Source organism: Neptuniibacter sp. QD72_48 (genome assembly GCF_047778065.1).
Classification (GTDB): Bacteria; Pseudomonadota; Gammaproteobacteria; order Pseudomonadales; family Balneatricaceae; genus Neptuniibacter.
Window position 1 is genome coordinate 603,442 of sequence record NZ_CP180547.1, and the last position, 20,233, is coordinate 623,674.

Consider the following 20,233-nt stretch of genomic DNA (forward strand, 5'->3'; position numbering starts at 1 on the left):
ATTTTCACCAATTTTTAAATAACAAAAATAAGGATGGTGTTATGTCAATCAGTAATGAGCAGGCGCAAGCCTACTGGCGTGAAAACTTGCGCATCATTATGACTCACCTCGCGATTTGGTTCGTAGTTTCCTACGGCTGCGCGATCTTGTTTGTCGAACAGCTTAATGCGATTCCGTTCTTCGGCTTCCCACTAGGTTTCTGGTTCGGCCAGCAAGGGTCAATCTTCGTATTCGTCATCTTGATCTGGACATACGTGTTCAGCATGAACAAGCTTGACGAGAAGTATGACGTTCACGAATAACAATAATAATTTCTATTAGGACGGCATTGCTATGAGTCTCGACGTTTTAACATTTCTCTTTGTAGGCGGCTCCTTTGCGCTATATATCGGTATTGCGATATGGGCGCGTGCAGGATCGACTAAAGAATTCTACGTTGCGGGCGGTGGTGTACCACCGGTTGCTAACGGTATGGCGACTGCTGCTGACTGGATGTCTGCTGCATCGTTTATCTCCCTGGCTGGCTTGGTTTCCTTCGTTGGCCGTGACGGTTCTGCTTATCTAATGGGCTGGACTGGTGGTTACGTACTACTAGCACTATTGCTAGCACCTTACCTACGTAAGTTTGGTAAGTTCACAGTACCTGACTTCATCGGTGACCGTTACTACTCTTCTACTGCACGTACAATCGCAGTAGTTTGTACTATCGTAATCTCTTTCACTTACGTAGCTGGTCAGATGCGTGGTGTTGGTATCGTATTCTCTCGTTACCTACACGTTGACATCAACACTGGTGTAGTTATCGGTATGGCGATCGTATTCTTCTACGCTGTACTAGGTGGCATGAAAGGTATTACTTATACTCAGGTTGCTCAGTACGTTGTATTGATTCTTGCGTTCACAGTACCAGCATTCTTCCTATCTGCTCAGGTTACAGGTCACTTCCTACCACAAATTGGTTTGGGTGCGACTCTGGACAGTGGTCTGTCTGTATTGGCTACTCTTGACCAATTGTCAGTAGATCTTGGCTTCCATCAGTACACTGACGGTAAGAAATCGACTATCGATCTATTCTTCCTAACAGTTGCTCTGATGTGCGGTACTGCTGGTCTTCCACACGTAATCGTACGTTTCTTCACAGTACCTCGCGTAAAAGATGCTCGTCTATCTGCTGGTTGGGCACTAATCTTCATCGCGCTACTTTACACTGCGGTTCCTGGTGTAGCTGGTTTCGGTCGTGTAAACCTTATCCAGACTATCAACGGTGCTGACGGTACAGGTACTGCGTACTCTGAAATGCCTGCATGGTTCAAAAACTGGGAGAACACTGGTCTTCTAGGTTGGACTGACCGTAACGGTGACGGCAAAGTACAGTACGCTGCTGGCGCTGCGTTCGATGCGAAGAAAGGTAAGCCTGCATTTACAGAAGAGCGTGGCGAATACGGTCAGCGTATTGCTACCAATGCTAAAGCAGGTGCAGAGTTTGATGCGGCTAAACAGCCATTTGCAAACGAAGTATACGTAGACCGTGACATCATGGTACTAGCTAACCCAGATATCGCTCAGCTTCCAAACTGGGTAATCGCTCTGGTAGCTGCTGGTGCGGTAGCTGCGGCACTATCAACTGCAGCAGGTCTGTTGTTGGTAATCTCTACAGCAATCTCGCATGACTTGATGAAGAAAACCATCAATCCAAATATCTCTGATAAGCAGGAGCTTATGTACGCTCGTCTGGCTGCTATCGTGGCAATCTGTATCGCAGGTTACTTCGGTATCAACCCTCCAGGCTTCGTGGCACAGGTTGTAGCCCTAGCCTTCGGTCTGGCATGTGCGTCCGTATTCCCAGCTATCATCATGGGTATCTTCTGGAAGCGTCACACTTCTCAAGGTGCGATTGCAGGTATGCTAGTAGGTCTTATCACTACTATGTGCTACATGTACTACTTCGCATTCGGTGGCGGTACTCCATCTGAATACATCATGGGTATCTCTCCAGGTGGCTTCGGTACTGTAGGTGCGATCCTTCACATCATCGTTGGTTTCGTAGTATCCAACATGACTGAAGAACCACCACAGGAAATCCAGGATATCGTAGAAGATCTACGTATCCCACGTGGTGCTGGTGCTGCTCACGATCACTAAGATCGATTAGATAAATCTAAAAAAAGGGCGCCCAGCGTAGGTTGGAGCGCCCTTTTCTTTTTCCTACAAAGAGGATGTTGGAAATGCCTGATTCTTTCAAAATGACAAATTTGCCATTCAGTTTACTGGATGAGAAAGAGCAAGATTTACTCCGTTCAAGCCTAGATATTGGTTACTACCAAAAAGGCGAGTACATCATGACGGCGGGTGAAGAGCCCGAAGGCGTCTTTGTTATTTTTAAAGGAAAGGTAGGGGAAAGCGAAGTTCAGGAAGAGGGTAGTGATACACCTGAACATGTCTTTGTTCACTATACCAATGAGGATTACTTTGGCGGTTGGTCTGCTATTCGGGGTAAAGCAATTCACAATTTTATCGCCGAAGAAGAGACTATCTGTCATATCTTACCGACTAAGATTCTATTGGATCTTATGTCTACAAACGGCTTATTTGCTGATTATTTTCAGCAAAACCTGTCAGCTAAAACAGAGATCGTTCAGCAGCACGGCAAAGAGCAGGACATGGCTGAATTTATGTTGGCTAAAGTGTCTGACGGTCTAGTGCGAGAGCCGTTGGTTATCCTTGAAGGAACATCTATTCGCGAAGCAACTCTGCTTATGCGCGAGAAAAAGGCAGATTGTATTCTGGTAAAGCGTGGTAATCGTTACGGTATGGTTACCGGCACGGATCTATTAGATGCTGTGGTAGTTAATGAGCTGGCTATGGATACTGATTTGGCAGAAATCGCTAGCTATCGCTTAATCACCGTTAGGCCAGATGATTACCTGTTTAACGCTTTGATCATAATGACTCAACAGCATATTGAGCGTGTTGTTGTGATGAAGGATGGAGAAATGTCAGGCATTGTCGAGCTGACAGATGTATTGAGTTATTTCTCCAGTCATTCTCATGTGATTGGTTTACGAATTGAGCGCGCGCAAACGGTTGAAGATTTAAAAGAAGCTGAAAAAGGCTTGGATGATTTGATTAAGGCGCTTGTGTCGCAAGGCGTTAAAACTCGTTTTGTGATGGATCTACTGGCCGCAATGAACGGCCGTATTATTGCCAAATTGTTCAACATTATGATCCCAAGTGATATGCAGCCGCATGTGTGTTTGTTAGTGATGGGTTCCGAAGGGCGTGGTGAGCAGATCATGAAAACGGACCAGGATAACGCCATTATTCATAGGGATGGTTTGGTTTGGCCTGAGATGACTGAAACGCTGAATCGTTTCAGTCAGACTTTGATCGAATTTGGCTTTCCCCCTTGCCCGGGTAACATCATGGTATCGAATCCTGATTGGGTTAAATCTCTGGGTGGCTGGACGCAAATGTTAGGTGATTGGGCTGATCGATGCGATGGCGATTCGCAGATGAATCTAGCTATTGCTGTTGATGCTAAGCCTGTAGCAGGTAACCCAGCTATCTTTAAAGCTAGCCGAAACTGGTTTATGAGACATTTACGTAATAATGATGTCTTCTTCTCTCATTTCGCTAAAGCTTCTCTTGAGTTTGATACGCCTCTGACTTTCTTTGGTAACTTAAAAGATAAAGGTCAGTTAGATATTAAGAAAGGCGGGATATTCCCAATTGTGCATGGGATTCGCACGATAGCTCTAGAACATCGCATTAAAGTGACAAATACCTTTGAGCGTATAGAGGCTTTGACTGAACTTGGTCAGCTTAAAGAAAAACATGGTAGAGAGATAGCGGAGGCTTTGAGTCTATTTATTAGTCTTCGATTAAGACAGCAAGTTAAACGTATGGAAAGCAGTGAAACGGGGCACGACCAAACCCCAAATATTATTGATTTGCAGTCCTTAGATAAGCTTGAAAGAGAGCTGCTACGAGATGCGTTACATATTGTTAAAGGCTTTAAAAAGCATCTGGAGCTTAGGTATCACCTTGGAGGGTAAGTTTTAATGATCATACCCAGAGCGGTAAGAAGAATAAAAGAGAAGTATGACCATAAATCTGGTCCTTATGCGCACCTGTTCGATGCTTATGATGGTGATGAGGTTGTTTCTTTAGATTGTGAAACGACTAGTCTCGATGTGAAGCAAGGTGAAATTGTATCGATTGGTGCGGTTAAGATTAAAGGTAAAAAGGTTCTTACGAGTGATCGTTTGGATATTAAGCTTAAGCCACCCAAATCACTGACGGGTGAGTCTATTAAGATTCATAAGATACGTGAAAGTGATTTGGCTGAAGGCATTGATATAGAGGATGCGCTTGAGCAGGTTTTAGAGTTTGTCGGTAATCGTCCAATTCTTGGTTACTATGTTAACTACGATATTAGGATGTTGGATAAATTCATTCGACCCCAATTTGGTTTTGGCTTGCCGAATAAGGCGATTGAGTTGTCCCATGTCTATCACGATATTATTAAATGGAAATCTGTAGGCGGTAATGTCGATCTGCGTTTCGATACGATTTCCAAAAAGTTAGATATCCCGATGCTTGAGAGGCATACAGCTATTGGTGATGCTTTAACCGTGGCGCTGATGTATGTGCGACTAAAATATGGCGATCCTCCAGAAGCTCATTATTAATTAGACGTCAAAAGAATAGCGGGCCATTGGCCCGCTTTTTGCTTTTATCTACATATAAAAAGTAAAATCAAGCATGAATAGACAAAAAAATGTCGTTTTCTTCTTGGTTTTTACCTTGATGAAGTAAATTGACAGTTTATAATGTCAATAAATTGCCGTTGGGTGTGGTTATGGTAGATAGAGCTGACATAAATAGTGTTCTGATGCAGATGAGGACAATTAAGACTCAAGTGCAGAGTGTCTCTCCAGAAATGATGTCAGGTATGGTCTCTGAGCCAGGTGCTGTTAAACCCTCTGATCGTACGGGATTCGGTGATATTTTGAAAAATGCGGTAGATGCTGTGAGTGAGACTCAAGCAGATGCCAAAAAAATGGCAGTTGCATATGAAAAGGGTGATCCTACTATCGATCTCCCGCAAGTAATGATCGCTGCAGAAAAAGCTTCAGTCTCGTTTCAAGCGATGACACAGGTACGAAATCGATTAGTTTCGGCCTATGAAGATGTAATGAAGATGCCAATATAACAATAAATAGAATTAACGGGATAAGTGGCAGTGGCAGATAGCGCAGAAACATTAAGCGGAAGCCCAATGCTTGGCTTTAATAAACTGAGTATTGTTAGGCAGATTGGTTTGATGGTTGGTCTAGCGGCAAGTGTCGCTATTGGTTTTGCTGTTGTTTTGTGGTCGCAAAAGCCAGATCAGCGTGTTCTATTTAGTAATCTTAATTTCTCTGATGCTAACCAGATTATAGAGCAGCTACGCCTTTATAATGTCCCTTACAAGTTTGATGCAGATGGCCGAGCTATTTTGGTTCCGGATGAATATGTTCATCAGGCTAGACTTAAGCTTGCTTCTGAAGGTTTTACTGCTGATAAAACAGTGGGCTTTGAAATTCTAGATCGTGAGCAAAGCCTAGGCACCAGTCAGTTCATGGAAACGACAAAATATCGTCGTGGTCTTGAAGGTGAATTGGCTCGGACAATTTCCAGTATGACTGCTGTGCGCAATGCGCGTGTTCACTTAGCTATTCCAAAAGATACGGTTTTTATCCGTGATACCCGTAAGCCGACAGCATCTGTATTCCTTGAGTTATTCTCTGGGCGTCAACTAGAGCGTGATCAGGTTGCATCTATTGCTAACTTGGTGGCTTCAAGTATTCCAGCGTTAAACGTTAAAGATGTGACTGTTGTGGATCAGCGCGGCCGTTTACTAAATATGCGTGATAAAGACGTTAATGTTGTTTTAGCTGCTAAGCAATTGGAGTACACGCGTAATTTAGAAGAAACGATGCTCAACCGTGTAAACAGTATCCTTCAGCCGGTTGTAGGTATGGGGCGCTTCCGTGCAGAAGTGTCAGCAGATGTTGATTTTACAGCAGTCGAACAAACTGACGAATTATATAACCCTGATCTTCCAGCGCTTCGTAGTGAGCAGACAATGGATGAGTCAAGGGTTGGTGGTGCTGCACCAGTCGGTGTGCCAGGCGCATTGTCTAATCAGCCTCCTGGGCCGAGCAGTGTACCTGAAGAAGCATCAGGCGAGGGGGTGTTGGCCAACAACGGTGCGCCGGGTTCTTCTCGTAAACAAGCGACGCGTAACTTTGAATTAGACCGTACTATTAGCTATACCAAACATCAGCAAGGTCGTGTGCGTCGTTTAACTGTTGCGGTTGTCGTTGATGATCTTTCGAGTGTAGACCCATCCTCCGGTGATACTAAACGTACACCTTGGCAGCAAAATGAGTTGGAGCGTCTGCGCATTTTGGTTCAAGATGCCGTTGGCTACTCTGCGTTACGTGGAGATAGTGTAAATGTTGTTAATACTCCGTTTGTACCTGAACAACCTATTGTTACTGAAGATTTGCCTATTTGGGAGCAGGAATGGATTTGGGATATCGTTAAGCAAGTAATGGCAGCGGTATTCGTACTTGTTCTTGTTTTCGGTATATTGCGCCCTATCCTTAAAAACCTTGCTTCAGCAGGAACTGCGGGCAATGTGGCTGGTCTGGGTGCTGCAGGTGAAGTTTCTGCAGAGTTGGAAGGCCTTGATGGAGGCGAGTTCTCATCTGATTCGGTTACTTTTGGTAGCGATGATGGTCTTTTACCAACGCCAAATGAAAGCTTTGATTATCAGTTGAACGCGATTCGTAGTATGGTTGCGGAAGATCCTGCGCGTGTTGCGCAGGCTGTGAAGCAATGGGTAGGTAACGATGAGTGATGAGGCAAGTCAGGGTGAATTCAGTGAGATAGATAAAGCTGCAATTCTTCTGATTAGCTTAGGTGAAGCCGATGCTGCTGAAATCCTGAAACATATGGGCCCTAAAGAGGTTCAGATGATTGGGGAGGCAATGGCTCAACTGAATAATATTCCACAGACAAAGGTGGAATCAGTTGTTGGTGACTTTATGGGTTTGGTAAGTGATCAAACCGGTATTGGAATTAACAACGATATCTATATTCGTTCAATGCTTAATCAGGCCTTGGGCGAAGAGAAAGCAAAAACTCTCCTTGATCGGATTTTGATGAGTACGAATACATCTGGTCTAGATACTCTTCGCTGGATGGAGCCTCGTCAAATTGCTGAAATTATCCGGTACGAACACCCGCAGATTCAGGCAGTTGTTTGTGCTTATCTTGAACCGGATGCTGCAGCCGGTGTGCTGGGTTTCTTTGATGATAAACAGCGCCTAGATATTTTGATGCGTGTTGCTGCATTAGATCGTATCCAGCCGCAAGCATTACAAGAGCTAAATGATATTCTTGAACGTCAATTTGCGGGTGCAAGTGGTGCTAGTTCTGCAACTCTTGGTGGCATTAAAAATGCTGCTGATATTATGAACTTTATTGATTCGAGTATTGAAGCTGAGTTGATGGAAGGGATTAAAGAGAGTGATGAAAATCTTGCTACGACGATCTCTGACCTGATGTTTGTATTTGAAAATCTACAAGATGTAGAGGATCAGGGTATCCAAGCAATTCTTCGAGAGGTTTCAACTGACGTATTGGTTGTTGCGCTGAAAGGTGCTGATGTTGCTCTTCAAGAAAAAGTATTCCGTAATATGTCTAAACGAGCTTCTGAATTGTTACGAGATGACCTTGAAGCTAAAGGTCCAGTTCGTGTTTCTGAGGTTGAAGAAGCACAGAAAGAAATTCTATCTGTGGCACGTCGTCTGGCTGATGAGGGTGAAATCATCCTTGGTGGCGGTGGTGAAGAGATGCTCTAGGCTAAGTGCGTATGTCTGAAAATAAAGGTTTTAAACGCATAAAAGCTGAAGAGGCTTCTGGGCTCGTAGGGTGGGAGCTGCCGCAAGTTGCAGGTCAGCATATAGTTGGCTTGCAGCAAAAAGATCCTGTTGAAGTAACAGTCGTTGAAGAAGTTATAGCCGCAGAAAAAATTACCCTAGCTGAACTGGAAGAGATTCGTGAAACAGCGCGAATTGAAGGTTTGGCTGCAGGGCTTGAAGAAGGGCGCCTTAAAGGGCTTGAAGAAGGTCGAGTTAAAGGGGCTGAAGAAGGAAAAGAGCAGGGATATAAAGAAGGATTTCAGCAAGGTGAAGCTGAAGTTCTGCGTCTTCAAGCCTTATTAGGCAATATGCTGTCTGAATTTGAGCTACCTTTAAAGCAGCAAACTGAAAAAATAGAAAAGCAGTTAGTTGATATGGTTGTTTCATTGGCTGAGGCTACTGTTGGAGCTGAGCTATCTGTTAGACAGGAGTTGTTGCTGCAGTCTATTAGTGGTTCGCTACGAAGTGTGCCAGAGCCTTTAGGTACAGTTGTTGCCAAAGTTAATAAGAATGATCTTCCTTATCTAGAGAAAATGCTGCTAATGCCAGGTGTTACCTTGGAATATCTTGTTGATGACAATATTTCTCAAGGTAGTTACGAGCTTCAAGCTGCAAGCACTGTAGTTGAGCATCATTTAGATCAGCATTTTGCGACAGTGGTTAAGCAGTTCCTTTCCAACGTAGAAAGTGATTCGGCGCAAGCTCATGAGTGAGTTACTGGATCGATTATCTAAATATCAAAAACATCGTCTAGACACGCCTCAGCCCCGAATTGAGGGGCGTATTACTCGTATGATTGGCCTAACAATTGAAGCGGTCGGTATTAAATGTGCTGTAGGTGAATGTTGTTATATAGAATTATCCCAAGATCAGCAGATCGAAGCTGAGGTTGTTGGTTTCTCTGGTGATCGTATCTATTTGATGCCGCTTTACCCTATTGAGGGTCTGCAATCTGGAACCAAAGTTATTGCCTTAAGTGCCTCGGGTAAAGTGCCTGTTGGTATGAGCCTTCTAGGCAGGGTGTTGAATGGGGTTGGTCAGCCTATTGATGGTAAAGGTCCTCTTCAACCTGAAGCGGAAACGGGCTTGGCTGGGGATATTATCAATCCATTATTGCGAGATCCTATTAAGCAAACCCTTGATGTTGGTATTCGGACCATTAATGGCTTACTTACTGTTGGTCGGGGTCAAAGGATGGGCCTGTTTGCTGGTAGTGGTGTAGGTAAATCTGTGCTGCTTGGTATGATGACTCGCTTTACTGAGGCCGAAGTCATTGTTGTGGGCTTAATCGGTGAGCGTGGTCGAGAAGTTAAAGAATTTATTGAGCATAGTTTAGGCGAGGAAGGTCTAAAGCGCTCAGTTGTTGTGGCCTCACCCGCAGATGACTCTCCTTTAATGCGCTTGCGTGCATCTCAGCTATCTACTCGGATTGCAGAATACTTCAGGGATCAGGGTAAAAATGTTCTTTTGCTAATGGATTCCTTGACTCGATATGCGCAGGCTCAGCGTGAAATTGCGTTGGCTGTCGGGGAGCCGCCTGCAACAAAAGGCTACCCGCCTTCGGTATTCGCTAAAATTCCTAAATTGGTTGAGCGAGCAGGTAACGGTGAAGCTGGAAGTGGCTCAATTACTGCATTTTATACGGTGTTGACCGAAGGTGATGATCAGCAAGATCCGGTAGCAGACTCCGCTAGGGCGATTCTTGATGGGCATGTGGTATTGTCTCGTCGTTTGGCTGAGCAGGGGCATTACCCTGCAATCGATATCGAAGCCTCTATCAGTCGAGCTATGCCGCAAATTATTCAGCCTGATCATCTGCAGATGGCAATGCGCTTTAAGCAGTTATACTCTAAATATAGGCAGAATGAAGATCTGATTAATGTCGGAGCTTATGTCAAAGGTAGTGATCCTGACACTGATTTTGTTATGGATAACTTACCTTCGATGAATGCTTATTTAAGGCAGGGGATTAATGAGGCATTTCCTTTGCAGCAGTCTATGCAGCAAATGGTGATGATTCTGACTACTCCGCCAACACCTAATGCAGAGCCTGAACAGCAGCAATTGCGTCGACCTGTAGTAACTAATGGGCTGCAAAAATGAGTAAACGTTCCAAGCGCTTGCAGTTAGTTTTGGATCTGGCTGAAAAAAAGAAAAAACAAGCAGATCAGTTTTTAGCTGCGAGCCGTCAGCGTGTTGAGCAAGATCAGCGGACCATGGCTCAATTGGATGAGTATGTATCTGAATATCAGCAGAGTTACTTAGGGGCTCATGCTGAAGGTTGTACGGGTGCTCAATTGCACACTCAGCAGGCTTTTTTGGAAAAAATTCAACAAGCAAAATCGACTCAAGCGAATGCCATGGCCCAGAATAGAAGAGAGCTTCAAGCTGTTGAGCAGCATTGGAAAGCTGCATATGCGCGAATGAAGGGCCTACAGAAACTTACGGATAAGGCAATTCAGACTGAGCAGCTTGAAGAAGAAAAGGCGCTGCAGAAGCAATTAGATGAACGCTCTCAAACTATAAAAACACCTTTTATCTAGATTGGCCTCCATTTTGCTTTATTCAAATCAGGCAATATTAATAGGAGCCTGAAATGAGTGAGCAAGTATCCCCGTCTACTGGAGGCGGATTATTATCTCTTAATTTATCTATAACCCCTAAGGATTCGCCGTCTGTGGCCTCTGGGACTGTTCCTTTGTTAGGTGGTTTTGGTGCAGTTCTTAATCAGCAGGCCGACTCTAACGTCCCTGTTGCTAAGTTTTCTGGCGGCGGGATGTTGCCGCAAGAAGGGGATGTGTTGCCGCAGAAGTTAGACCAATTGCTGCCAGAAGAGCAAATGCAGGATCAGCTTCGTCAAATTGCACAGCTATTAGAGCAACAATCGGCTAAAGATTCTCAATTGCCTCCAGAGCTTAGTGCTGAGTTGGCAAGGGCGTTACGACAATACACTGAACAGCAGCCAATAATGCCGGTTAAAGGTGATAGTGAGAAAGAGGTAGGGACTCTTCCTTCAAATGCTGATTCGGATAAAGTTGTTTCGGTTCCGAGTAACCCTGGTGTAGCTACGGTGGGTGGCGAGAATAAAGTTGTTATTACTCCTCCGCCGAAGACTGCTACATTAGATCCAAATGCAGAGGTTGATTCTACTCAGCAAGAAGTTGAAGCTTCGCGCGCTAATGCAAATTCTGCTCAAGCTTCTATTGAAGGGGCGGGTAATTCTCAAACTCAGCCGTCAGTAGATGTTAAGAGTACTGCCTCTAAAGCTTCAGCGGCTACATCTGCAAATTCAGTTCAACTCACTGAGGTTCAGGATTCGCATCAAAATTTAGTTGCGAAAGACAATGCAAATGCTGCAAATGTTACAAATGTTGCTGATGTTCCTGCTTCAAATATTCAAAATCAGCAAGCTACTCAGCAGTCTCTAAGTCAGCAAAATATTCAGCAATCTCAAGTTACAGTTAATGCTGCTGCGGATATGTCTAATTCACAGCAGGCAGTAGCTAATGATCCGTCCGTTAAGGTTGGTGTACCATCTGTAAATGCTCAGGCGGATATAAAGTCCGCTCCAGTTAAAGGTGAAAATCCAGTTGCCGGCACTGATGAAGTGAAGCTGTTTGACCCAACTGCAAGAAAGGTTGAAGTGGATGCTGCTAAATCAGCTAATCGTGCAGTAACAGAACCACCAGTATCTGTACAAGGCGCTAAATCGGATTTGGTTCTGAATCCTCAGGCTGATAACAGTAGCATTAAAAAGATTGAATCCGCTTTGGATATGACTCAACAGCTGATGCAAAAAGTGGCTGCAAGTGAAAAAGGGGATGTGACAGCTACACAGGTAGTGGAGCGTTTGGCCTCAAATACTATTGGTCAGGTTAATTCTGCTTCGCCTACAGCGGCTCAAAAGGTTGTTACTGAGGGGCAAAATTTGATGATGCCTCAGAATGTTAAAGTGAATACGCCTGCTTGGAACAATGCGTTGGGCGAGCGAGCAATCATGATTGCCGCCCAAAATACGCGAGTCGCAGAGATTAAGTTAGACCCACCTGAGTTAGGGTCTCTGAATATTCGAGTGAATATCAATCAGGATCAGGTGAGTCTTAACTTTACCTCGCCTCATGCTCATGTAAGGGATGCGGTTGAACAAAGTTTGCCGAGATTACGTGAGATGTTTGCAGAGCAGGGCTTGGCGTTGCAGGATTCCTCTGTTTCTGATCAGTCCGCAGATCAGCAACGACGAGAGCAGTTTGCAGACGGCGATGGTTCTGGTAATCAATATGGAGGAGGCGTTGGTGCCGAAGGGGAAGAGGGGGCTAAACCAGAAAATGCTCGGTCGGTATCTCTTGTGGATTATTACGCGTAATTGAGCAGTTTGTGAGCTTTGTTTAGCTAATATAATCTATGCTTTTACAAGGCTCTTTGCTCTAAATAGTATTTTTGTGTGTTCTTGATCTTCAGCCTTAAAATCAGTGTGTTATATTAGGCGCAATACTGTTTAAGCGATATGTGGTTCATACTGTAGAGTATCGCGCTTTTTGTTGGAGATATAGAGATGGCTGAAGAGCAGGAAACAGACGCTGAGGGCGGCGAAAAGAAATCATCTAAGCTCAAGTTGATCATCATTGCTGTGCTTGCGCTTGTTGTTGTCGGCGGTGGTGGTGCTGCAGCTGCTTTATTTTTCTTAGGTGGTGATAGTGAGTCTGCGTCTGAGGAAGCTGCGCCGGCTGAGCCTGTTCGAGCTGAGGCTATCTACACCAAAGTGAGAACTATGGGTGGTAAGCCGATGTTTGTTGTGACTCTGCAGTCAAATGATAACCGACCGCATTATATGCAATTGTATGTCGAGGCTAAGAGTCGCGATCAAGCTGTGGCTGATGCTTTAACCCTGCATATGCCTTTAATTGTTTCACGTCTAAATAATTTATATAGCACTCAAGAGTTCCGTACTCTGCAAACGGTTGAAGGTAAAGAGGCTTTGTTAGAAAGCTCTACTGAACTCGTGCGTGAAATTATGCAGGAAAAAATTGGTAAACCGGGTGTAGAAACAATCTTGTTTACTAACATGGTTATGCAGTAATGCTATTTGGGCTGATAGGAGATTATTCCTAAATGTCGGTCAAAGACTTACTTTCGCAAGATGAAATCGATGCTCTATTACATGGTGTCGATGATGGTGATGTTGAAACATCTGAAGAAGCGGAAGTAGAAGAAGGCGAAGTCCGAGGTTACGACCTTGCAAGTCATGAACGAATTGTTCGTGGCCGTATGCCTACGCTCGAAATGGTCAATGAGCGTTTTGCACGTTATACCCGTATAAGCCTTTTTAATCTGTTACGCCGCGCTGCTGATGTGACTGTGGGTGGTGTTCAGGTGATGAAGTACGGCGACTATATCCATACTTTGTATGTTCCTACCAGTATGAACCTAATTAGAGTCAATCCACTGCGTGGTACCGCTCTGTTTATTATGGATGCTAAGCTGGTATTTAAGCTGGTAGATAACTTTTTCGGTGGCGATGGTCGTCATGCTAAGATCGAAGGCCGAGAATTTACACCTACTGAAACACGCCTAATTCACAAAGCCTTAGAGCAATTCTTCATTGATCTGGAGGAGGCGTGGGCTCCAGTGAAAGACCTCACTTTCGAACATCTCGGTCATGAAATGAATCCGGCAATGGCAAATGTTATTAACCCTACTGAGGTTGTGGTTGTTAGTACCTTTCAGGTGGATTTGGAAGGTGGGTCGGGTGAGTTTCATGTGGCGATGCCGTATTCAATGTTGGAGCCAATTAGAGATGTTCTCGTATCTGGTTTCCAAAATAGCGAAGATGAAAAAGACGAGCGTTGGCAGATCGCTCTACAGCGAGATATTTTAATGGCCGGTTTGCCATTAGAGATGACGCTTGCACAGCAAGATATGACTTTACGTGATGTTTTGGAATTAGAGGCTGGTGATGTTATACCGATCGAACTGCCTGAAACGTTTGAGTTAAAAGCTAATAAAGTACCTGTTTATAATTGCACTATGGGTGTTTCCCGAGGGAATTTGGCCGTTAAAATAGTTGATCAAATCCAGCGCCCCAAGTAAATGTGCAAGCGATTGTATTAGAGTGAGCAAAAGCAATGAGTGATGAAACTGAAGACCAGCAAGCGTTAGCCGACGAATGGGCTGCGGCCATGGAAGAGCAGGTCACCGAAGAGGGTGGCGAAACTGTCGACCCTGATGCTTTGCTTGCCGAAACAGGTGTAACGGGTGATTCAGTTGAGTTAGATGAATTAACTGATGAAGGTACCCCAGTTACAGATCCTAAGCTTGATGTAATCTTGGATATTCCGGTCACGCTCTCTATGGAGGTAGGTCAAACGGATATTCCAATTAGTAATCTTTTACAGCTTAATCAGGGCTCTGTTATTGAGTTAGACCGCGTCGCGGGTGAGCCTTTGGATGTTATGGTTAATGGAACACTTATCGCACATGGTGAAGTGGTTGTTGTAAATGATCGTTACGGTATTCGTCTGACCGATGTGATCAGTCCTCAAGAACGAATCAAGCGTCTTAAGTAATCTATGCGTTCTTGGTTGTTATGCTTGCTTGTTATTATCTCGCCCACTGCTTTTGCGTTGGGTGTTGAAACTGCTTCGGGTGCAAAGCCTTCAGTCGTGCCTGCTGCAACCTATCAAGAGCCATTCTCTGCAGCTGCTTTCATGCAATTGTTATTAGGCTTGCTGTTTGTCATTGGCATGATTTTTATCCTTTCTTGGTGCTTTAAACGTTTTAGCGGTGTTACGCCAATGGCTCGCCATATGAAGGTCTTAAGCGTATTGCCTTTGAGTACACGTGAGAAAGCAGTGTTAGTCCAGGTTGGTGATAAGCAGCTATTACTAGGTGTGGCGCCAGGTCGTGTTTCTCATCTGCACGCTTTTGATGAGCCTATTGTTGATGATCAGCCGAGTGAGAGCTTTGCTGCACGCCTAGGAGAAGCTATTTCAAAGCGACGGAGCGTTGATGAGGCTGATTAAGTTAGTTTCAATTCTTCTTGCTTCCTTTCTTTTTCCGCATTTGGCTAGCGCTGCTGATGTGGGGATTCCGGCTGTAACGCTTACAACCGGAGAAAATGGTGAAAGTAATTACAGTGTGACACTTCAAGTGCTTGCACTCATGACAATGCTGACCTTCTTGCCAGCAATGCTCATGATGATGACCTCTTTTGCCCGTATTATCATTGTCTTTGCGATTCTTCGGCAGGCTTTAGGTTTGCAACAGACGCCGTCAAACCAGATTATGGTCGGTATGGCGATGTTTTTAACGTTGTTTATTATGACACCAGTGTTGGATAAGGTGTATGTGCAGGCTGTCACGCCTTATGTTAATGAAGAGATGGGTGTGTTTGAGGCGTTTCAAGCGGCAAGTGGGCCGTTTCGTGATTTTATGATGCTGCAAACCCGAGAGAGCGACCTTGATCTCTTTATGAGAATTTCCGGTAGTCCAGCCGTAGAAACAGCTGAGCAGATACCCTTTACCGTGCTTGTGCCTGCATTTGTAACCAGTGAATTAAAAACAGCATTCCAAATCGGTTTTATGCTGTTTATTCCTTTTTTGGTTATCGACTTGGTGGTTGCTAGTGTATTGATGGCTATGGGTATGATGATGCTATCACCAGTAATTATTTCTTTGCCGTTCAAAATTATGCTATTTGTATTAGTGGATGGTTGGGCGCTGGTGATTGGAACTTTAGCCGCCAGTTTTGGTATATAGCTAAGGAGGAGATATGACACCCGAAGTCGTACTTAGTCTCTTTGGCGAGGCGTTTTGGTTAATAGTCTTGATTGTTAGTGTCTTGATTGTGCCAAGCTTGATAGTGGGTCTAGCTGTATCAACCTTTCAAGCGGCTACACAGATTAACGAACAGACGTTGAGCTTTTTGCCTCGACTCATAATCACAATTATTGTAATTATGTGGGCAGGTCCTTGGCTTTTAACCAAGTTGACTGAGCATTTCACTACTCTAGTGAAAAACATTCCTTACCTTATAGGTTAGCCCTTTGTTTGAACTGAGTGTTCTGCAGATTGAACAGTGGGTAGCGGCCTTCTTGTGGCCCTTCTTTCGAATTGCTTCATTCTTTATGGCTGTACCTTTACTAGGTAGTCAGCTTGTTAATGCCCGTGTGCGTTTGTTTTTGGCTCTAGCTGTAACTGTTGTGGTCGCGCCATTGCTACCGGCGATGCCTGAATTCGATGGTCTACATTTTAATACCTATCTAATTATTGCTCAGCAGATTCTGGTTGGGGCAATGCTGGGTTTTCTATTTCAAGTGTTTTACCAAGTCTTTGTCTTAGGTGGTCAGATGATCGCACTTCAGATGGGTCTTGGTTTCGCGTCAATGACAGACCCTGCTAATGGTATCTCGGTCGTTATGTTGGGTCAGTTTTATCTAACATTGATTATGATGATCTTTGTGGCGCTTAATGGCCACTTGGTTATGATTGAAATAGTTGTACGAAGCTTTGATGTTGTTCCTATAAGTTTGGAAGCAATAGATCGAAGGAGTTACTGGCGAATTTTGATGGCAGGTAGTTGGATGTTTTCTGCTGCTATGCTTATGGCATTACCGGCTGTAACGGCTCTTTTAGTGGTAAATATGGCGTTTGGTATCATGTCTCGAGCTGCTCCGCAGTTAAATATTCTTGCGGTAGGCTTTCCATTTACCATGGTGCTTGGCTTATTTATTAACTGGGTGAACTTAGGTGGTTTTTTAGATCAGTATATGCGGATATCTGCCTTTGTTTTGGATTATATCGAGAACCTTTTTCTGTGATGCGCGATTATGGCTGAAGATTCTGGTCAGGAAAAAACAGAAGACCCCACGCCCAAGCGAATAAAAGAGGCTCGGGAGAAGGGGGATGTTCCGCGGTCGAAAGAACTGGCGACAACGCTAGTGCTTATGGCTGCGGTTTTTTCTGTAATTGTTTTCGGTGCTCAGCTCGCCAACAGCATGCTCGGCGTTATGGAAAGTAATTTTGTTCTCGATAGAGATGCAGTGTTTGATCCTAAGAAAATGTTGGCTCATTTCGCTATCTCAGCCAAAGAATCGCTCATGGGCTTAGCTGGAATATTTGGAGTTCTTTTAATCGCTGCTTTGGTTGGGCCTATTGCTTTAGGGGGCTGGAACTTCAGTGCGCAATCGATTGCGCCTAAAGGTAGCCGAATAGATCCTTTAGCAGGCCTTAAGCGGATGTTTTCCCTAAAGTCATTGATTGAGCTTTTTAAGGCGATTGCAAAGTTCTCGCTTGTCGGTGGATTTGCCATATTGATTTTATGGACAATTAGGGGGGATCTGTTGGCGCTGGGTACCTTTGAGGCGCGACCCGCAATAGATGCGGCATTAGAGACCATTATTTGGGTTTTTATGGCGCTGAGTGCAGTTTTGATTCTTGTGGCTGTGGTAGATGTGCCTTATCAGTTGTACGACTATACAGAAAAAATGAAAATGACCTTGCAAGAGGTTAAGGATGAGCTTAAAAACACTGAAGGTAAACCTGAGGTGAAGGGGCGTATTAGGCAGTTACAGCGTGAAATTGCTCAAAGGCAAATGATGCAATCAGTGCCTGAGGCTGATGTAGTTATCACCAACCCGACTCACTACTCTGTCGCTTTAAAATACGAGAGCGAAGGGCGTGGTGCGCCGATCCTAGTGGCTAAGGGAGCGGACTTTGTGGCATTAAAGATCCGAGAAATAGCCGATGAACATGACATTCCTATCCTTTCTGCGCCGCCTTTAGCGCGTGCGATCTATAACTCCACTGAAATAGATGACGAGATTCCATCTGGCTTGTATATGGCTGTGGCTCAAGTGCTTGCTTATGTATTCCAGTTGAAGCGATATAAAGAGCGTGAAGCTGAGCGTCCAAGTAACTTACAAGTAGATAAATTACCTATCCCTGATGAATTTAAAGATGACCTTTAATTGGCGCAAAAATTGCAGAATTTAGAGTCGGTATAACTATTCGTCAAAAAAACATCAGATTTTATTGCTCTACCTATGTCTGTTTGTAAGATGAATTGAGTGTTTATTGTTGTTGTGATGTTTTTTTGACGTTTGGGGTCTGAGTGGATAAGGCAGTTATTTTAGACAATGTTAAAAGTTTAGGGCGCGGTAATATCGGCGTACCTTTACTGCTGCTTGTTATTTTGGCAATGGTGACGTTGCCGGTACCTCCTTTTTTATTGGATGTGCTTTTTACCTTTAATATTGCGCTTTCAATTGTTGTTCTATTGGTTTGTGTCTACTCAAATCGCCCGCTAGATTTTGCAATTTTCCCCACCATTATCCTTGTTGCGACATTGATGCGTCTTGCTCTAAATGTAGCATCGACTCGTGTGGTTTTACTCTATGGTCATGAGGGGGGCGATGCAGCCGGTAAAGTGATCGAGGCTTTTGGTGAAGTCGTTATCGGCGGTAATTACGTTGTTGGTTTTGTCGTCTTCCTTATTCTAATTATTATCAACTTTGTTGTTGTGACCAAAGGTGCGGGTCGTATCTCGGAAGTAAGTGCTCGCTTTACCTTGGACGCGATGCCGGGTAAGCAGATGGCGATCGATGCTGACTTAAATGCAGGTCTTATTGGACAAGAGGAAGCAAAAGCAAGGCGAGAGGATGTGACGCAAGAAGCAGACTTCTATGGCTCGATGGATGGTGCTTCCAAGTTTGTTCGTGGTGATGCGGTTGCTGGTATTTTGATTCTTGTGATCAACCTTTTGGGTGGTCTTGGTATTGGGATGTTGCAGCACGATCTCGATTTTGAAACTGCTATGCGTTTCTATTCACTACTAACCATTGGTGATGGTTTGGTTGCGCAAGTGCCGTCATTGCTGCTTTCAACTGCTGCGGCCATTATGGTAACGCGTCAGAACGTTGCCCATGATATGGGTGGTCAGGTTGTATCGCAGATGTTTGCATCGCCCAAGGCTTTAGCTGTGGCTGCGGGTATTCTTACCATCATGGGTATTATCCCAGGGATGCCGCATTTTGCCTTCTTGTCTTTAGCTCTTCTTGCCGGTGGTGGTGCTTGGTGGATTCACAAAAAACAGGTTGAGAAAGAGGCTGTACAAGAGGAACAGGCGCAGCAAGAAGCTGAAATGCCTGAAGAGGATGAGGCCGAGAAGAGAGAGCTTGATTGGGATGATGTTATGCCAGTCGATATGGTTGGCCTTGAGGTGGGTTACCGGTTAATTCCCATGGTTGACAAGATGCAGGGTGGTCAGTTGTTGAGCCGCATCAAGGGTGTGAGGAAAAAGCTGTCGCAGGACTTAGGTTTTCTGGTGCCATCGGTACATATTCGAGACAATCTGGATCTATTGCCTGGTGCGTATCGGATTACTTTGATGGGTGTGGTGGTAGGTGAATCAGAAGTTTACCCTGATCGTGAACTGGCTATTAATCCTGGGCAGGTGTTTGGCAAATTGCAGGGGGTAGAGGTAAAAGATCCTGCGTTTGGTTTGGATGCGATCTGGATTGAACAGTCGCAAAAAGAACATGCACAATCATTGGGTTATACGGTGGTCGATGCTTCGACAGTTGTAGCAACACATATGAATCAGTTGCTTCAGTCTCACGCCCATGAATTATTGGGGCATGAAGAAGTTCAGCAGCTATTGGATATGCTTACGAAGAGCTCTCCGAAGCTGGTGGATGAGTTGGTTCCAGCTAAATTGTCGTTCAGTATTCTTCTTAAGGTACTTCAAAATTTGTTGATGGAGCAGGTGCCGTTAAAAGATTTTCGTACGATTGCGGAATCTTTGGCGGATGCGGTTAATAGAACTCAAGATCCATTGGCTCTGACGGCGGCAGTAAGGGTTTCTTTATCACGTTTGATCGTGCAGAACATTAATGGATCTGAGGCTGAGCTGCCAGTCATTACTTTAGCTCCGCAATTGGAACAGCTCTTGCTGAATTCTGTTCAGCAGGGGCAAGATAATGGATTGGTGTTGGAGCCTGGTATGGCTGAGAGGCTGCAGTCCTCTCTGTCTGAAGCTGCAACACAGCAAGAAATGATGGGGCGTCCATCCGTTCTTTTGGTTGCAGCACCAGTGCGACCGCTTATGGCTAAATTTGTAAGGTATGGAGAGCACCAGATTAATGTGCTCTCCTATCAGGAAATTCCTGAAAATAAAAAGGTCACGATTGTCTCGACAGTGGGAGGGGAAAATGCGGCATAAACGTACTTTAGCCCAGCTTGTGGTGGCCGATAAGGAATTG

20 protein-coding genes are annotated in these 20,233 nt (G+C 44.6%); all 20 read left to right on the plus strand.

From position 1 onward, the window contains the following. The first annotated feature begins 41 nt into the window (after positions 1–41). The 20 genes from ACMXYX_RS02505 (at position 42) to flhA (ending at position 20,193) form a co-directional block, all read left to right on the plus strand. Positions 42–302: a DUF4212 domain-containing protein gene (locus ACMXYX_RS02505; RefSeq protein WP_415883411.1), complete on the plus strand. Its 261-nt coding sequence runs from the start codon at positions 42–44 to the stop codon at positions 300–302. A 31-nt stretch (positions 303–333) separates the two neighbouring features. Further along, on the plus strand, positions 334–2,142 hold the full coding sequence (locus ACMXYX_RS02510; RefSeq protein ID WP_415897490.1) for a sodium:solute symporter family protein: 1,809 nt from the start codon (positions 334–336) through the stop codon (positions 2,140–2,142). A gap of 83 nt (positions 2,143–2,225) precedes the next feature. Beyond that, on the plus strand, positions 2,226–4,055 hold the full coding sequence (locus ACMXYX_RS02515) for a putative nucleotidyltransferase substrate binding domain-containing protein (RefSeq protein ID WP_415893361.1): 1,830 nt from the start codon (positions 2,226–2,228) through the stop codon (positions 4,053–4,055). Between the two features lie 6 nt (positions 4,056–4,061). Beyond that, entirely contained in the window at positions 4,062–4,691 is a 630-nt protein-coding gene (locus ACMXYX_RS02520; protein ID WP_415883414.1) for a 3'-5' exonuclease, read from the plus strand. 170 nt (positions 4,692–4,861) lie between these two features. Further along, positions 4,862–5,215 (plus strand): flagellar hook-basal body complex protein FliE, encoded by a 354-nt coding sequence (gene fliE / locus ACMXYX_RS02525; RefSeq protein WP_415883415.1) that lies wholly within the window; start codon positions 4,862–4,864, stop codon positions 5,213–5,215. 30 nt (positions 5,216–5,245) lie between these two features. Further along, positions 5,246–6,910, plus strand: a complete 1,665-nt coding sequence (gene fliF, locus ACMXYX_RS02530; protein WP_415883416.1) for a flagellar basal-body MS-ring/collar protein FliF — start codon at positions 5,246–5,248, stop codon at positions 6,908–6,910. Further along, positions 6,903–7,916, plus strand: coding sequence for a flagellar motor switch protein FliG (gene fliG / locus ACMXYX_RS02535; protein ID WP_415883417.1), 1,014 nt, complete (start codon positions 6,903–6,905; stop codon positions 7,914–7,916). The genes fliF and fliG overlap by 8 nt, the downstream gene beginning before the upstream one ends. A gap of 11 nt (positions 7,917–7,927) precedes the next feature. Next, the gene (locus tag ACMXYX_RS02540) at positions 7,928–8,689 is read left to right on the plus strand and encodes a FliH/SctL family protein (protein ID WP_415883418.1); all 762 of its coding nucleotides are present in this window, start codon (positions 7,928–7,930) and stop codon (positions 8,687–8,689) included. Then, on the plus strand, positions 8,682–10,079 hold the full coding sequence (gene fliI / locus ACMXYX_RS02545) for a flagellar protein export ATPase FliI (RefSeq protein ID WP_415883419.1): 1,398 nt from the start codon (positions 8,682–8,684) through the stop codon (positions 10,077–10,079). The genes ACMXYX_RS02540 and fliI overlap by 8 nt, the downstream gene beginning before the upstream one ends. Then, on the plus strand, positions 10,076–10,519 hold the full coding sequence (gene fliJ, locus ACMXYX_RS02550) for a flagellar export protein FliJ (RefSeq protein WP_415883420.1): 444 nt from the start codon (positions 10,076–10,078) through the stop codon (positions 10,517–10,519). Before fliI ends, fliJ begins: the two co-directional genes overlap by 4 nt. Before the next feature lie 53 nt (positions 10,520–10,572). Then, entirely contained in the window at positions 10,573–12,339 is a 1,767-nt protein-coding gene (locus tag ACMXYX_RS02555; protein ID WP_415897491.1) for a flagellar hook-length control protein FliK, read from the plus strand. A 189-nt stretch (positions 12,340–12,528) separates the two neighbouring features. Further along, entirely contained in the window at positions 12,529–13,053 is a 525-nt protein-coding gene (locus tag ACMXYX_RS02560) for a flagellar basal body-associated FliL family protein (RefSeq protein ID WP_415906445.1), read from the plus strand. A 32-nt stretch (positions 13,054–13,085) separates the two neighbouring features. Then, the gene (fliM, locus tag ACMXYX_RS02565) at positions 13,086–14,063 is read left to right on the plus strand and encodes a flagellar motor switch protein FliM (RefSeq protein WP_415883423.1); all 978 of its coding nucleotides are present in this window, start codon (positions 13,086–13,088) and stop codon (positions 14,061–14,063) included. A 35-nt stretch (positions 14,064–14,098) separates the two neighbouring features. Next, positions 14,099–14,539, plus strand: coding sequence for a flagellar motor switch protein FliN (fliN, locus tag ACMXYX_RS02570; protein ID WP_415883424.1), 441 nt, complete (start codon positions 14,099–14,101; stop codon positions 14,537–14,539). A 3-nt stretch (positions 14,540–14,542) separates the two neighbouring features. After that, on the plus strand, positions 14,543–14,995 hold the full coding sequence (fliO, locus tag ACMXYX_RS02575; protein WP_415883425.1) for a flagellar biosynthetic protein FliO: 453 nt from the start codon (positions 14,543–14,545) through the stop codon (positions 14,993–14,995). Then, positions 14,982–15,731 carry a flagellar type III secretion system pore protein FliP gene (gene fliP, locus ACMXYX_RS02580; RefSeq protein ID WP_415883426.1) on the plus strand — a complete coding sequence of 250 codons (750 nt, stop codon included), beginning with the start codon at positions 14,982–14,984 and terminating at the stop codon, positions 15,729–15,731. The genes fliO and fliP overlap by 14 nt, the downstream gene beginning before the upstream one ends. A gap of 13 nt (positions 15,732–15,744) precedes the next feature. Continuing rightward, positions 15,745–16,014 carry a flagellar biosynthesis protein FliQ gene (gene fliQ / locus ACMXYX_RS02585; protein ID WP_415897492.1) on the plus strand — a complete coding sequence of 90 codons (270 nt, stop codon included), beginning with the start codon at positions 15,745–15,747 and terminating at the stop codon, positions 16,012–16,014. Between the two features lie 4 nt (positions 16,015–16,018). Beyond that, positions 16,019–16,792 (plus strand): flagellar biosynthetic protein FliR, encoded by a 774-nt coding sequence (gene fliR / locus ACMXYX_RS02590; RefSeq protein ID WP_415883428.1) that lies wholly within the window; start codon positions 16,019–16,021, stop codon positions 16,790–16,792. Positions 16,793–16,801: 9 nt separating this feature from the next. Next, on the plus strand, positions 16,802–17,941 hold the full coding sequence (gene flhB, locus ACMXYX_RS02595) for a flagellar biosynthesis protein FlhB (protein ID WP_415883429.1): 1,140 nt from the start codon (positions 16,802–16,804) through the stop codon (positions 17,939–17,941). 143 nt (positions 17,942–18,084) lie between these two features. Continuing rightward, complete coding sequence (gene flhA / locus ACMXYX_RS02600) at positions 18,085–20,193, plus strand: flagellar biosynthesis protein FlhA (protein WP_415883430.1); 2,109 nt, start codon at positions 18,085–18,087, stop codon at positions 20,191–20,193. Positions 20,194–20,233: the final 40 nt, after the last annotated feature.